This is a genomic window from Janthinobacterium sp. NKUCC06_STL, from assembly GCF_019345455.1.
Taxonomy (GTDB): Bacteria; Pseudomonadota; Gammaproteobacteria; order Burkholderiales; family Burkholderiaceae_D; genus Janthinobacterium; species Janthinobacterium rivuli.
Genome location: NZ_JAHKQY010000006.1, coordinates 249495 through 262575 on the forward strand (window position 1 = coordinate 249495; position 13081 = coordinate 262575).

Genomic DNA, 13081 nt, shown 5'->3' on the forward strand with positions numbered 1-13081 from the left:
ATTTCCTGTTCTTGATGATAAGTATGAAGAGAAGGCGGATCAAAAATGCACCGTGGCGCGCGCGTAGTAATAAGCACCGAGCACGCCAAGCGGTCCCGAGTTATCGTAGGCGCCCGTGTACTGCGCCAGATTCGCGGCGCTGCGCGCTGCGCGCGGCACCTGGCTTGGTTTCTGGTCGAAGACATTGTTGGCGCCCACCGTCACATTGATGCGCTTGCTGACGTCGTAGCCGACGCTGACATCCGTCACGAAGGCGGCTTTCAGCTGGTAATCGCCGCCCGTGATGGCGTTCAGACGCTTGAGCTTGCCGTAGCGCGTCTCGCGCAGGTTGAACGTCCAGCCGGCTTTTTCATACGCCAGGGTAAGGATTTCCTTGTCGCGCGGGGCCCGGTACAGCAGGTCGTACTCGGCCGACTTGCTCAGGGTGCCGATGTTCGGCAAGCCTTGCAGCACGGCCGGCAAGGCCGCCTTGCCGACCAGGCTTGTGTGGTTGAAATTGGCGGCCGCCGTCCAGCGCAGCTTGCCATCGGCCACGCGCAAGACATCTTCGGCGGTGAAATCGACGCCGCGCGTGCGCGTATCGCCCACGTTGGCAAAGTAATGCGCGACGAGACCATTGCCTACCGTCAGCCCCGCCGAGCGCAGCAGGTTTTCAATGACGGTGGCTTGCGCCCCCGTCAGCGGCCGGCCGCTGCCGTCGAGCGCCACGCCCGAGCTGCGGTCGATACCGATGTTCGACGACACGCCCAGGCGGTCGCTGACCTTGATTTGATACGCGTCAACGGCCAGACGCAGGGTGGGTGTAGGATTGAAGGTCAGCCCGGCTGACAGATTCGTCGATTTTTCCGGTTTTAAGGCTTGCGCGCCCAGTGCCCGCGCAGCGGCCGAGTTCGGCTGCGCCAGGGTATACGGCACGCCCGCATGGTCGGACGTGTTCGAATACGATTGCGTCACCAGGCTCGGTGCATGAAAACCATTGCTGACGGTGCCGCGCACGGCGACCGCGGGCGTGACGTCATAGCGGGCGGACAAACGGCCCGTCGTCTTGCTGCCGAAATCGGAATATTTCTCGGCGCGCAGTGCCGTGTCGAGCAGCAACTGCGGCGTCAGTTTCGCGCCCAGGCCAATGTACGCCGCATAGCTGTGGCGCGCCGTGTCGGATGCATCGACGGGCAGGTAGCCGGCCAGTGCCGACGAGCCGCTGCCTTGCCAGGAAGCGGGCTCGCCCGGGCTGCGCTGCTGCGTTTCATGCGAATACTCGACGCCCAGGCTGAGGTCGGCCGGCTCGCTCAAGCCCAGCGGCACGGGACGGCGCACGTCGGCATTGGTGGTCGAGCGGCTGTAGCGCTGATTGCCAATGTCAAAATCCGTCTTGCCGCCCGGATAGGTCAGGGAGTAATTGGCCGAGTGCTCCACGCCCACGTCGATATCGTCGCGGCCATACGTCGTGCTCAGGTCCCAGGACCAGCCGGCCGTCTCGCCCTTGATGCCGCCCGTCAGCGAAAAGTCGTTTTCGCTCGTCGTTTCATACGGCGTGAAGCCGTCCGGATACACGGACAGCAAACCTTTGTTGTTATTGAAAATGGTATTGGGCAGGCGGAAATTCTGCGCCGAGCGGGCATTGCGGTGCGCATACGTGCCGAAGCCGTACAGTTGCACCTCGTTCGACAGGTCATAGCCGAGGTTTGCGCTGAGCGAGGCGGTCGTGCTTTGCGGCACGCCCGTATTACGCCATGGATTGTTGTTGCGGTTTGCTTCGCCCGGGTTCGGCGTAGCGCCGGCCGGCAAACTGTTGTTCGGTCCCAACTTGACCAGCTGGCCATCGCTGTTGCGCACGGCCGGGTACGACAGATAGCCGGGATTCAGCCCGAAATTGCGCACGGCGATGCCCTGGCGCTGGACTTCGGCGCCGAAGTGGGCAAAGCCGTGTTCGCCCAGGCGCGTGCCGCCATCGATGCGCGCGGAACCGTTCGTGCCGTCACCCGCGTAGGTGGAACCGAGTTGCGTGCTGAAGCTGCCTTTGTCATCCGCTTTCAGGATGATGTTGATGACGCCGGCAATGGCGTCGGAACCGTAGATGGCCGAAGCGCCGTCGCGCAGGATTTCCACGCGGGCAATGGCGCCCGTGGGAATCAGGGCCAGGTCCGTGGCGACGGAACCGGGAAAGCCATCTTCATTGACGATGGCCGTCGTATGCCGGCGCTTGCCGTTGACCAGCACCAGGGTATGCGAGGGGTCGAGGTTGCGCAGTTGCCCCGCGCGCACGATGCTGCCCAAGTCGGGCTGCACGCGGGCTGGCAAGTTGAACGATGGCAAGGCCGTATCAAGCGCATCGAGCAAGTTCAACTTGCCCGTCGCTTGCAATTGCTGCGCGCTGATCACGTCGATCGGGGCGGCGCTGTTGGCCACCGTGCGGCCCGTGCCGCGCGCGCCCGTGACGATGACGGTGTCGAGAGAAGCTTGTGAATACGCCACGCCAGGCGCTCCCAGGACCAGCACGGCCGCCGAGACGGCGTGTGCCAGTTGCCGCAAACGGGGAGCGGGGTCTTGCTTGTGAATCAGTTCCAGCATACGAAAACATCCTTTCAAAGTCGTCAACACAGTGGCTGCAGACTAAAGGATGGACAAACAAACAAGAACGAATGCTTTCGTGTTTAGATATTTCGTTTTGGCAACTAACAACAGCGGCGCGCCGTGTCAGGGAGTGGCGGGGGCGGTCGCCAGGCTCTGATCGAGCCGCTTCCAGTAATCTCGTTCCAGCCGGGCCGTATCGATGTCGCGCGCGGCCTCGTTGAAGCGTTTTTGCCGCGCCGCCCCTTCCGCATCGCGCTGGAAGCACACGTGGACGGGGCGCTCCTTGAAGACGGTATCGATGATGGCGATGCGCTCCCGCTCGGCCTTGCTGAAGTTGCGTCCCATCAGCAGGTGCTGCAGGACATGGCGCTCGATAACGATCACGCGGTAACGCTTGATCAGCAGTTTCTTCAGATTCGTCGCGTCGTTCAAGCCCTCTTCCGTATTCAACTCGCCGCGCGCCACCATGCCATCGAACTGTTCCCCATTCGAGTAGCCGGCCACGGTGCCGATGCGCAGCTTGCCCAGCTCCATCAGGCTGGCGCCGGGCACGCCATCCTCCTTCAGGTAGGCCAGCACACCCTGCGTGTTACCAACCGGCACAGAAAAGTGGCAGAGTTTTTCCCGTTCGGGCGTGCGCCAGACGGCCAGCAGCCCGGCATAGCGGGAACTGGCCAGGCCAAACTGCATGGCGCGCTTCCAGGGGAAATATTCATATCTGACCGCATAGCCGAGACGCTCGAAGACGGCGCTGACCATGGCGCCCGACATGCCATCGGCCGGCAGGCTGCGGGAAATGAAGGGCGGCCAGTCTTCCGCCGCGAAGCGAACGATGCGCGAGCTGGCAGCGCCCGGCGCCGCCATGGGAGCAGCAGCCTGCCCGTATGCAAGGGCAAGTGCAGAGTGCATGAACAAACAGAAGGGCAAACCAACTGTCCGGAGGAAACGCATGTTTGGCTCCTATGGCCTGGCGCACCTGGCAATACAGGCGTGGCAACAGGACTGGCGGTCGGTTTTTTTTAATAAAGAGCTTGATAAAAATCATGCTCCCACAAAAAAAAGGAATTGCAAAGTTGTTTATTTGCACTTTGACATTCCCATAGGAAATAAAATCCGATTGCGGCGCGCCTGCAACAGGCCCGCCATGGCGCGTGCTATCCCCTCTTGTAAAACAGGTTTTTACTTGTGCGCGCGCCGGATGGCCGATAATGGCGTTTTACCGTGGAAGATGACCGTGCCGCACCCTGCCCCTCCCTCACTTGCCGACCAGATCGAAGACTTGCTGCCGCAAACGCAATGCACCAAATGCGGCTACAACGGCTGCCGCCCATATGCGGAAGCGATAGCCGCCGGCAGCGCCGACATCAACCAGTGCCCACCGGGCGGCGTGCAAGGCATCGCGCGTCTGGCCGGCTTGCTGGGCAAAAAAATCATTCCGCTCAATCCCGTCAACGGCCTCGAACGTCCGCGATCTGTCGCCTATATCGATGAATCGCTGTGTATCGGCTGTACCCTGTGCATCCAGGCCTGTCCCGTCGACGCCATCGTCGGCGCCGCCAAGCAGATGCATACCGTGGTCACCGATCTGTGCACGGGCTGCGACCTGTGCGTGGCGCCCTGCCCCGTCGACTGCATCGTCATGTACCCGGTCAGCGGCGACGCCACGGGCTGGGATGCCTGGAGCCAGGCCGAGGCGGACGACGCGCGCGCGCGCCACGATTTCCGCACGCAGCGCCTGCGCCGCGAAACAGAGGAAAACGAAGCGCGCCTGGCCGCCAAGGCCGTCGCCAAGATGCGCGAAGTGACGCAGGAAGTACCCGTTACGCCCGACGAACAGGCCGAGAAGGAGCGCAAGCGCGCCATCATCGCCGCCGCCATGGAGCGCGCGCGCGCCAAGGCCGCCGCCAGCTCGGATACCCCCCAGCCAGCCCCTACCACCCCGAAAAAAGACGCATGAACGCCGCCAAACGCCTGGAAATCTTTACGCGCTTTCGCGCCGCCAACCCATCCCCGAAGACGGAACTCGAATACACGACACCGTTCGAGCTGTTGATCGCCGTGCTGCTGTCGGCGCAGGCGACGGACGTGTCCGTCAATAAGGCGACCCGCTTGCTGTATCCGGTCGCCAATACGCCGGCCAAGATACTGGCGCTGGGCGTCGACGAGCTGGCCAGCTACATCCGCACCATCGGCCTGTTCCGCACCAAGGCGAAGAACGTCATTGCCACCTGCCAGATCCTGCTGGAGCAGCACGGCGGCGAAGTGCCGCGCGACCGCGCCTCGCTGGAAGCCTTGCCCGGCGTGGGCCGCAAGACGGCGAATGTGGTCATGAACACGGCGTTTGGCGAACCGACGATGGCCGTCGACACGCATATCTTCCGCGTCTCGAACCGCACCGGCATCGCGCCGGGCAAGAATGTCGATATCGTCGAGCAAAAACTGCTGAAATTCGTACCGAAAGAATTCCTGCACGACGCCCACCACTGGCTGATCCTGCACGGCCGCTACACGTGTACGGCGCGCAAGCCGCAATGCTGGAACTGCATGATCGCCGACCTGTGCGACTACAAGGACAAGTCGCCGATGCCGGCCGTGGTATAGGTAAAAAAAACGGCCCGAGTGGGCCGATGTCGTTGCGTCGTAGGTCGGGTTAGCCCACAGGGCGTAACCCGACAGGACGCGGCAACAATATTGTCGGATTACGCTCCGCTAATCCGACCTACAGCAAGACCATATTGTCGCGATGGATCAGCTCATGGCCTTCCATGTAGCCGAGGATGGACTCGATCTCGGTGGACGGCTTGCGCATGATGCGGCGCGCTTCGCCGCTCGTGTAGTTGGACAGGCCGCGCGCCACGGGCACGCCATCCGCGTCGACGCAGGTGATCACGGCGCCGCGGCCAAATTCGCCATTCACGCCCGTCACGCCGATCGGCAACAGCGACTTGCCTTCCTGGCGCAGCTTTTGCGCGGCGCCCGCGTCCAGTACGACGGCACCGGCCGTATGCAGATGATCGGCCATCCACTGCTTACGCGCCGTCAACTGCCCCGTTTGCGCCCGCAATTCCGTGCCGATCGCTTCGCCCTGGGCGAGGCGGCTGAGCACGTCGCTGTCGCGGCCCCAGGCGATGATGGTGTGGGCGCCGGACTTGGCGGCGCGCTTGGCGGCGAGGATTTTCGTCAGCATGCCGCCACGCCCCAGACTGCTGCCGGCGCCGCCGGCCATTGCTTCCAGGGCAGGGTCGCCGGCGATGCCTTGCGTGATCAGATAGGCGTTCGGATCCTTGCGCGGGTCGGCCGAGAACAGGCCGTGCTGGTCCGTCAAGATGACGAGCGCATCGGCTTCGATCAGGTTGGCGACCAGGGCACCCAGGGTATCGTTGTCGCCGAACTTGATTTCATCGGTGACGACGGTGTCGTTTTCGTTGATGATCGGCACCACACCCAGACGCAGCAGGGTCGTCAGAGTGGAACGGGCATTGAGGTAGCGTTCGCGGTCGGCCAGGTCGGCGTGCGTGAGCAGCACTTGCGCCGTGCCGAGGCTGTGGGCGCGGAAGCTGCTTTCATAGATTTGCGCCAGGCCCATCTGGCCGACGGCGGCGCAAGCCTGCAATTCGTGGATATCGGTGGGGCGCTGCTCGAAACCGAGGCGCAGCATGCCTTCGGCGATGGCGCCGGAGCTCACCAGCACGACTTCCTTGCCCAGGGCGCGCAAGCCGGAAATCTGCGCGGCCCAGCGCGCGATGGCGGCATGGTCGAGTCCGCGGCCATCGTTGGTGACCAGCGAAGAGCCGACTTTGATGATGATGCGGGTAGCTTTTTGAATCACGGAATCCATGGGGCGGCGCTCTTCACTTAATAGACGTCAGCGCGCAGGACGCAGCAGCAGCAAGGCCAGCCCCGCCGTCAGCTCCATTGCGCACATGAACAACACAAAACCCTGGGGCAAGCCGAAGCTGATGGCCGCGAACAGACGGCCGGCGGGCTGCGCCAGGACCAACATTGCAGTGATATCGCCGAGGACAGGCGGTTCGCCCTGCCGTGCCGCGAACAGCGCCAGGAGCGCGGTAGCGCCCCAGACACCGACATGAGTAGCGTAGAACTGGCTGTAGCCGTTGACGCCATTGAGGAAGATGCCCATGCCGGCCGCCATTTCATCGGCGAACAGCAGGCAGGCGACCGCGCTCAGCCCGTAAGCATACGCGATCAGATGCAATACACGGCGCTGCCACGCTTGCTTGCGCGCTGGCGCGGCAGCGGCCGTCTGTACCGACATCAGGGTAAAGCCTTAGTCGAGGATCTTGAAACGCGGATCATCCGGGTCGATCGACGAGATACCGCGTGCTTCTTCGGTCATCTGCGTTTCTTCGGCACGGCTTTCGCTGTGTTTCTTCTCTTCCAGATGCTGGTAAATCGCATTCACCAGTTCCGGGCAACCCTGATGGTTCAGCGCGGAGATCTCGAAGACGGGACCTTTCCAGGCGAAACGCTTGAGGAAGTCCTTGACGATCTTCTTGCGCTCTCCTTCCGGCACCATGTCGAGCTTGTTCAACACCAGCCAGCGCGGCTTGTCGACCAGCGACTCGTCGTACTTCTTCAATTCCTTGACCAGCGCCTTGGCTTCCTTGACAGGATCGACGTTGGTTTCAAACGGTACCAGGTCGACGATGTGCAACAGCAGACCCGTGCGCTGCAAGTGGCGCAGGAATTGATGGCCCAGACCCGCGCCTTCGGAAGCGCCTTCGATCAAGCCGGGAATATCGGCGATCACAAAGCTCTTCTCGTGCGACACGCGCACCACACCCAGGTTCGGGTGCAGGGTGGTAAATGGGTAATCGGCAATTTTCGGACGCGCGTTCGAGACGGCCGAAATGAAGGTCGACTTGCCGGCGTTCGGCATGCCCAGCAGGCCTACGTCGGCCAGCACTTTCAGTTCCAGGCGCAGTTCGCGGCGTTCGCCTTCCTTGCCCTCGCCTTTTTGGCGTGGTGCGCGGTTGGTCGAGGACTTGAAGTGGATATTGCCCCAGCCGCCTTCACCGCCCTTGGCCAGCATTTCGGTCTGGCCGTGTTCGGTCAGGTCAGCCAGGATTTCGCCGCTCGCGTTGTCGATGATCAAGGTGCCGACCGGCATGCGCAGGTGGATGTCATCGGCGCCCTTGCCATAGCAATCTGCGCCACGGCCAGGCTCGCCATTGCGAGCCTTGTGCATTTTGGAGAAGCGGAAATCGACGAGCGTGTTGATATTGCGGTCGGCGACTGCCCAAATGGTGCCGCCCTTGCCGCCATCGCCGCCATCGGGACCGCCGAAAGGCCGGAATTTTTCACGGCAGAAAGAGGCGCAGCCGTTGCCGCCATCGCCCGCGATGACTTCGATTTTTGCTTCGTCGATAAACTTCATAATTTTGCCGCCATAAAACTAAAAAGGCTCTACCTTGGGCAGAGCCTTTCGATTGAAGGCTTGCGCCTTACATCATGCGATCATTGCGGAGCGAACTGGCGCTCCGCGATGAATTACGCTGGTACTGCTGCGTTAGGTACAACGGTCACGAATTGCTTCGAGCCAGCACCTTTGACAACGAACTTCACTTTGCCCGCGATCAGCGCGAACAAGGTGTGGTCCTTGCCCATGCCTACGCCTTCGCCGGCGCGCACTGGGGTGCCGCGTTGACGAATGATGATGCCGCCAGCATTGATAGCTTGGCCGCCGTAGACTTTAACGCCCAGACGTTTTGATTCTGAATCACGGCCGTTTCGCGTTGTGCCGCCGCCTTTTTTATGTGCCATTTAAGACTCCTTGATAGCTGATTATGTAGACAAACTGCGTCAAACAGCGGCGATTAGCCGTTGATCGAAACGATTTGGATTTCGGTAAAATTCTGGCGATGGCCTTGATGCTTTTGGTAGTGCTTACGACGACGCATCTTGAAAATTTTGACCTTATCATGGCGACCATGCGCCACAACCGTAACCAGTACCGTTGCACCTTCGACCAATGGAGCACCAAACTTGATGCTGTCGCCCGCGCCTACTGCGAGAACTTGATCGATGGTGATTTCGGAACCAATGTCTGCCGGTATCTGTTCTACTTTAAGTTTTTCGCCAGCGACAACTTTGTATTGTTTGCCACCGGTTTTTATGACCGCGTACATGATTTGAAACCTCATCAAATGTTGAAAGAATTTGTCCCACTGCCATGAAAAGCAAGCCGTGCACAACAGGGGGAACCAGCGATTATACACGGACTGAGAAATTGCGTCAAAAACTATTCACAAAGCTTGACGATCGTGGTATGTCGACAACCTGACCACCATGTCAGGCTTGCGCCAGGCGGACAACAAAACGCGCGCCAGTGCCAACAAGGTCAATCAATTGCTCTACAGTCATAGGCAAACGTCACGCACGCGCAAGCCTTGTCGTATAATCGCGGCACCCACAATCTAATGCAGGTTCGCCTTGTCTGACGCTAACAAACACGTTAACCAAAACACCATCGTGCAAACGATTGCCGCCGATATGGACGCAGTCAATACGGTGATCCGCCAAAAGTTGCACTCCGATGTGATTCTGATCAACCAGATCGCTGAATACATCATCAGCGCAGGCGGCAAACGCATCCGTCCCGTGCTGATCTTGCTGGTGGCCAATGCTCACGCCTATCGTGGCACGGCGCACCATGAACTGGCCGCCGTGGTCGAATTCATCCATACCGCCACCCTGCTGCACGACGACGTCGTCGACGAATCGTCGATGCGCCGCGGACGCCAGACGGCCAATGCCCTGTTCGGCAATGCCGCTTCGGTGCTGGTGGGCGACTTCCTGCACTCGCGCTCGTTCCAGCTGATGGTGTCGCTGAATAATATGCGCGTCATGCAAATCCTGTCCGACGCGACCAACGTGATCGCCGAAGGCGAAGTGCTGCAGTTGCTGAACATGCACGATCCGGACGTGACGCAGGAAAGCTACCTGAACGTCATCCGCTCGAAAACGGCCAAGCTGTTCGAAGCGTCGGCGCAACTGGGCGCCCTGATCGCCGGTGCCAGCGAAGACGACATCGAAGCGGCTGCCGAATACGGCCGCTCGCTGGGCACGGCCTTCCAGCTGATCGACGATGTGCTCGACTATGCAGGCGACGCCGCCGAAATCGGCAAGAACGTGGGCGACGATTTGCGCGAAGGCAAACCGACCATGCCGCTGATCTGGCTGATGGAAAACGGTACGCCGGAACAGCGCGAACTGGTGCGCAGCTGCATCGAGCAAGGCGACGAACAGCATTTCGATACCGTCCTGGCCGCCATCACCAATAGTGGCGCCCTCGACTACACGCGCAAGCAGGCGGAAATCGCCGGCCAGCGCGCCGCCGACGCCATCGCCGGCTGGCCGGACAGCGTCTACAAGCAATCGATGCTGCAACTGTGCTCGTTTGCCGTGGACCGCAATCACTGATCGCGTTTTACTATATGCAATACAAAACGGCGCCACTGGCGCCGTTTTTTTATTTCACCGGCTTGCCGTCGGCGCCCACCACGGCCTGGCCGTCTTCCTTGGCAAATGCCCCTTGCTGCGGCAGCGGCAATATCTCCAGCACTTTTTCCGACGGCCGGCACAGACGCACGCCCAGTGTCGTGACGACGATGGGGCGGTTGATCAAAATGGGATGGGCTTGCATGGCGTCCAGCAGGGCCGCATCGCTCAACTCAGGATTGGCCAGGCCCAGTTCGTCGTACAGGGCACCCTTGTCGCGCATGACGGCGCGCACGGACAGGCCCGCGCGCGCGATCAGGTCGACCAGCTCTTCACGCGAAGGCGGGTGCTTGACGTAATCGATGATGACGGGCTCGACGCCCGTGTTGCGGATCAGGGCAAGGGTATTGCGCGAGGTGCCGCAGGCCGTGTTGTGATAGATCGTGATCGTCATGTCGTGATGTCCTTCAGTTAGTGGGTTCGCTGACGCAACAAGGCGCGCCAGCGCAGCAGTTCTCGGTCAAAAAGGCCAGCAAGCCGTTCATGCCCGCATAATTGGCGGCATAGATGATGGAGCGCCCTGCCTTGCTTGCCGTCACCAGATTGGCGTGCGCCAGTTCTTTCAGATGAAACGACAGCGACGAGGGCGCGATCGCCAGCGCTTCGGCGATTTTCGTCGCCGCCATGCCTTCCGGCCCCGCTTGCACCAGCAGGCGGAACACGGCCAGCCGCGATTCTTGTGCCAGCGCAGCCAGGGCTGCGATGGCGGCCGCACTCGTCAATGACGCAGTTTGCGTTGCGATTGTCTTTTCATTTTCCATATTTCAATAATAGTCGAATTATTGAATCGTTTCAAGCGACACCTCTTACGTAACCCAGCGCACCGACTGTCATGGTCTATCGGTCTATCTTGAAGAAAAAATCACTGCGATTGGCATCCCCATGACACGCTCAACCCCGCTCAAAATCCTCGGCTGGAGCCTGGCCGCCCTGCTGGCCCTGATCGCCATCGTGGCCATCTTCGTGCTGACCTTCGACTGGAACCGCGCCCGCCCCTACATCAACGAGAAGGTGTCGGAAAGCACAGGCCGTACCTTCGTCATCGGCGGCGATTTGCAAGTGAAATGGCAGCAGGGCCTGAAAACGGAACCGGGCTGGCGCCGCTACGTGCCGCGCCCCGTCATCAGCGCACGGGATGTGCGCATGAGCAACCCGGACTGGGCAACGGCCGGCCCGCAACTGGCCAGCGCGAAACGCATCGACGTGGCCATCCATCCCTTGCCCCTGTTGCAGCATCGCGTGGTGCTGACGGACCTGGCGCTAGCCGCTCCCAACATTGCCCTGCAGCGGCGCGCCGATGGCAGCAACAGCTGGACCCTGAAAGACAACGGTCCTTCGGCATGGGACGTGGAAATCCAGCGCATGGCCTTCGGTGACGGCGTCATCCGCTACCTCGACGAAGGCATCGCGCTGGACGTGCACGCCAAGGTCAGCTCGACGGCGCCCGACGCCACGCCGGGCGATGCGCCAGGCAATGCTCCAGTGCAGAAATACGGCATCGCCTTCACCTTGGGCGGCAGCTACCGCAAGGCGCCCGTGACGGGCGGCGGCAAGGCTGGCGCCGTACTGTCATTGACTGACAACAACACCGTGTATCCCGTGCAGGCGCATGCCGTGCTGGGCAAAAACAAGGCCAGCATCGATGGCACCTTGACGGACCCGCGCTCGCTGTCGGGCATCGATTTGCAGCTGAGCCTGGCCGGCGCCAGCATGGCCGACCTGTACCCGCTGACGGGCGTGCTGCTGCCGGAAACGCCGGACTACGCGACCAAGGGCCGCCTGCTGGGCAAGAAGGACGGCGCCAGCTGGAACTGGACCTATCAAAACTTCAAGGGCACGGTGGGCCAGAGCGACCTGGGCGGCACCCTGCAGTATTTGCCGCGCCAGCCGCGCCCCCTGCTGCGCGGCGAAGTGACGTCGCAGCAATTGCGCCTGGAAGACCTGGGCCCCACCATCGGCGCCGACAGCAATGCGCGGAAACAGGCGCGCGGCAAGGCGCCCGTGCAACCCGATAACAAAGCCTTGCCCGTGGAACAGTTCAACACGGCCAAATGGAATGCGCTCGATGCCGACGTGAAATTCACGGGCAAGAAACTGGTGCGCACGCACGATATCCCGCTCAACAATGTCGTCGCCAACATCCACATGAAAGACAAGGTGCTGAGTTTGACGCCGCTCAACTTCGGCATGGCCGGCGGCGACATCACCTCGAACATCACGCTCGATGGCCGTCAAAAGACCATCGCCGCGCAAGCCAAGGTGGCGGCGCGCCACCTCAAGATACGCGAACTGTTTCCCAAGCTGCAATCGATGCAAGCGAGCTTCGGCGAAGTGTATGGCGACGCGGCACTCACGGGCCACGGCAATTCCGTCTCGGCCATGCTGGCCAGCGCGAATGGCGAGCTGGCGGCCACCGTCAGCGAAGGCTCCGTCAGCCAATTCATGCTGGAACTGGCCGGCCTGAACCTGGCCAACGCCGTCTTCGTGAAAATCTTTGGCGACAAGCAAGTCCACCTGAATTGCCTGGCCAGCGATTTCGCCGTCACGAATGGCCAGGCCAACGTGCGCCGCTTCGTGCTCGATACGGACACGGCCGTCGTAAATGTCACGGGCAACGTCAACCTGGCCACCGAAACCCTGGACCTCGACGTGCGCCCCCGCACCAAGGGCGCCCGCATCATCACCCTGCGCACGCCGCTGTACGCGAAAGGCACGTTCAAGAACCCGGACGTGGGCCCGCAAAAAGGCCCGCTGGCCCTGAAAGCGGGCGCCGCCGTGGCCCTGGCCACCGTCGTCACGCCGCTGGCCGCCCTGCTGCCGCTGGTCAACGTCGACAAAGCCCCCGACACGGACTGCGCCGCCGTCATGGCGCAAGCCAACGCTACCCGCAAGGCCCCGACTTCCCCGGCAACGAATGCACCAGCAAAAAAAGTCAGTGAAGCGGAAATCAAGAAGGCGCAGCAGGAAAAGAAATAGAGCTTGATGC

At 61.5% G+C, this 13081-nt stretch carries 13 protein-coding genes; 4 read left to right on the forward strand and 9 right to left on the reverse strand.

The window, feature by feature from the left end:
* Positions 1–39: 39 nt before the first annotated feature.
* Both KO539_RS19895 and KO539_RS19900 read right to left on the reverse strand, forming a co-directional pair.
* Complete coding sequence (locus tag KO539_RS19895) at positions 40–2571, reverse strand: TonB-dependent siderophore receptor (RefSeq protein WP_219311095.1); 2532 nt, start codon at positions 2569–2571, stop codon at positions 40–42.
* A 126-nt stretch (positions 2572–2697) separates the two neighbouring features.
* Positions 2698–3438 (reverse strand): ABC transporter substrate-binding protein, encoded by a 741-nt coding sequence (locus KO539_RS19900; RefSeq protein ID WP_035825098.1) that lies wholly within the window; start codon positions 3436–3438, stop codon positions 2698–2700.
* Between the two features lie 364 nt (positions 3439–3802).
* Here KO539_RS19900 and rsxB point away from each other — a divergent pair, with 364 nt between their 5' ends.
* A complete protein-coding gene (gene rsxB / locus KO539_RS19905; RefSeq protein WP_219311228.1) occupies positions 3803–4531 on the forward strand; it encodes an electron transport complex subunit RsxB in 729 nt (242 codons plus the stop codon).
* Entirely contained in the window at positions 4528–5175 is a 648-nt protein-coding gene (gene nth, locus KO539_RS19910; protein WP_035825095.1) for an endonuclease III, read from the forward strand. Before rsxB ends, nth begins: the two co-directional genes overlap by 4 nt.
* Positions 5176–5293: 118 nt before the next feature.
* On the opposite strand, the gene proB is transcribed toward nth, so the two are convergent.
* From proB to rplU, 5 genes are all read right to left on the reverse strand, one after another.
* Positions 5294–6412: a glutamate 5-kinase gene (gene proB, locus KO539_RS19915; protein ID WP_035825093.1), complete on the reverse strand. Its 1119-nt coding sequence runs from the start codon at positions 6410–6412 to the stop codon at positions 5294–5296.
* 27 nt (positions 6413–6439) lie between these two features.
* Positions 6440–6850: a hypothetical protein gene (locus KO539_RS19920; protein ID WP_035825091.1), complete on the reverse strand. Its 411-nt coding sequence runs from the start codon at positions 6848–6850 to the stop codon at positions 6440–6442.
* Positions 6851–6862: 12 nt separating this feature from the next.
* Positions 6863–7972 (reverse strand): GTPase ObgE, encoded by a 1110-nt coding sequence (obgE, locus tag KO539_RS19925; RefSeq protein WP_219311097.1) that lies wholly within the window; start codon positions 7970–7972, stop codon positions 6863–6865.
* A gap of 113 nt (positions 7973–8085) precedes the next feature.
* The gene (gene rpmA / locus KO539_RS19930; protein ID WP_010395157.1) at positions 8086–8358 is read right to left on the reverse strand and encodes a 50S ribosomal protein L27; all 273 of its coding nucleotides are present in this window, start codon (positions 8356–8358) and stop codon (positions 8086–8088) included.
* Between the two features lie 53 nt (positions 8359–8411).
* Positions 8412–8723: a 50S ribosomal protein L21 gene (gene rplU / locus KO539_RS19935; protein WP_034754730.1), complete on the reverse strand. Its 312-nt coding sequence runs from the start codon at positions 8721–8723 to the stop codon at positions 8412–8414.
* Positions 8724–9027: 304 nt separating this feature from the next.
* On the opposite strand from rplU, the gene ispB reads away from it, so the two are divergent.
* Positions 9028–10017 carry an octaprenyl diphosphate synthase gene (gene ispB, locus KO539_RS19940; RefSeq protein WP_035825085.1) on the forward strand — a complete coding sequence of 330 codons (990 nt, stop codon included), beginning with the start codon at positions 9028–9030 and terminating at the stop codon, positions 10015–10017.
* 49 nt (positions 10018–10066) lie between these two features.
* Here ispB and arsC read toward each other — a convergent pair whose 3' ends face one another.
* Together arsC and KO539_RS19950 are read right to left on the reverse strand one after the other, a co-directional pair.
* Positions 10067–10489 carry an arsenate reductase (glutaredoxin) gene (gene arsC, locus KO539_RS19945; protein ID WP_219311099.1) on the reverse strand — a complete coding sequence of 141 codons (423 nt, stop codon included), beginning with the start codon at positions 10487–10489 and terminating at the stop codon, positions 10067–10069.
* Between the two features lie 13 nt (positions 10490–10502).
* On the reverse strand, positions 10503–10856 hold the full coding sequence (locus KO539_RS19950) for a helix-turn-helix transcriptional regulator (protein ID WP_219311101.1): 354 nt from the start codon (positions 10854–10856) through the stop codon (positions 10503–10505).
* A 121-nt stretch (positions 10857–10977) separates the two neighbouring features.
* Between KO539_RS19950 and KO539_RS19955 the strand changes: the two genes are divergently transcribed.
* Positions 10978–13071 carry an AsmA family protein gene (locus KO539_RS19955; protein WP_219311102.1) on the forward strand — a complete coding sequence of 698 codons (2094 nt, stop codon included), beginning with the start codon at positions 10978–10980 and terminating at the stop codon, positions 13069–13071.
* The last annotated feature ends 10 nt before the right edge of the window (positions 13072–13081 follow it).

Excerpts from the sequence above, each read along its gene's own strand:
- KO539_RS19895 (WP_219311095.1), bottom strand. The coding sequence starts at position 2,571 with ATGCTGGAACTGATTCACAAGCAAGACCCCGCTCCCCGTTTGCGGCAA.
- KO539_RS19900 (WP_035825098.1), bottom strand. The coding sequence starts at position 3,438 with ATGGCGGCGCCGGGCGCTGCCAGCTCGCGCATCGTTCGCTTCGCGGCG.
- rsxB (WP_219311228.1), top strand. The coding sequence starts at position 3,803 with ATGACCGTGCCGCACCCTGCCCCTCCCTCACTTGCCGACCAGATCGAA.
- nth (WP_035825095.1), top strand. The coding sequence starts at position 4,528 with ATGAACGCCGCCAAACGCCTGGAAATCTTTACGCGCTTTCGCGCCGCC.
- proB (WP_035825093.1), bottom strand. The coding sequence starts at position 6,412 with ATGGATTCCGTGATTCAAAAAGCTACCCGCATCATCATCAAAGTCGGC.
- KO539_RS19920 (WP_035825091.1), bottom strand. The coding sequence starts at position 6,850 with ATGTCGGTACAGACGGCCGCTGCCGCGCCAGCGCGCAAGCAAGCGTGG.
- obgE (WP_219311097.1), bottom strand. The coding sequence starts at position 7,972 with ATGAAGTTTATCGACGAAGCAAAAATCGAAGTCATCGCGGGCGATGGC.
- rpmA (WP_010395157.1), bottom strand. The coding sequence starts at position 8,358 with ATGGCACATAAAAAAGGCGGCGGCACAACGCGAAACGGCCGTGATTCA.
- rplU (WP_034754730.1), bottom strand. The coding sequence starts at position 8,723 with ATGTACGCGGTCATAAAAACCGGTGGCAAACAATACAAAGTTGTCGCT.
- arsC (WP_219311099.1), bottom strand. The coding sequence starts at position 10,489 with ATGACGATCACGATCTATCACAACACGGCCTGCGGCACCTCGCGCAAT.
- KO539_RS19950 (WP_219311101.1), bottom strand. The coding sequence starts at position 10,856 with ATGGAAAATGAAAAGACAATCGCAACGCAAACTGCGTCATTGACGAGT.
- KO539_RS19955 (WP_219311102.1), top strand. The coding sequence starts at position 10,978 with ATGACACGCTCAACCCCGCTCAAAATCCTCGGCTGGAGCCTGGCCGCC.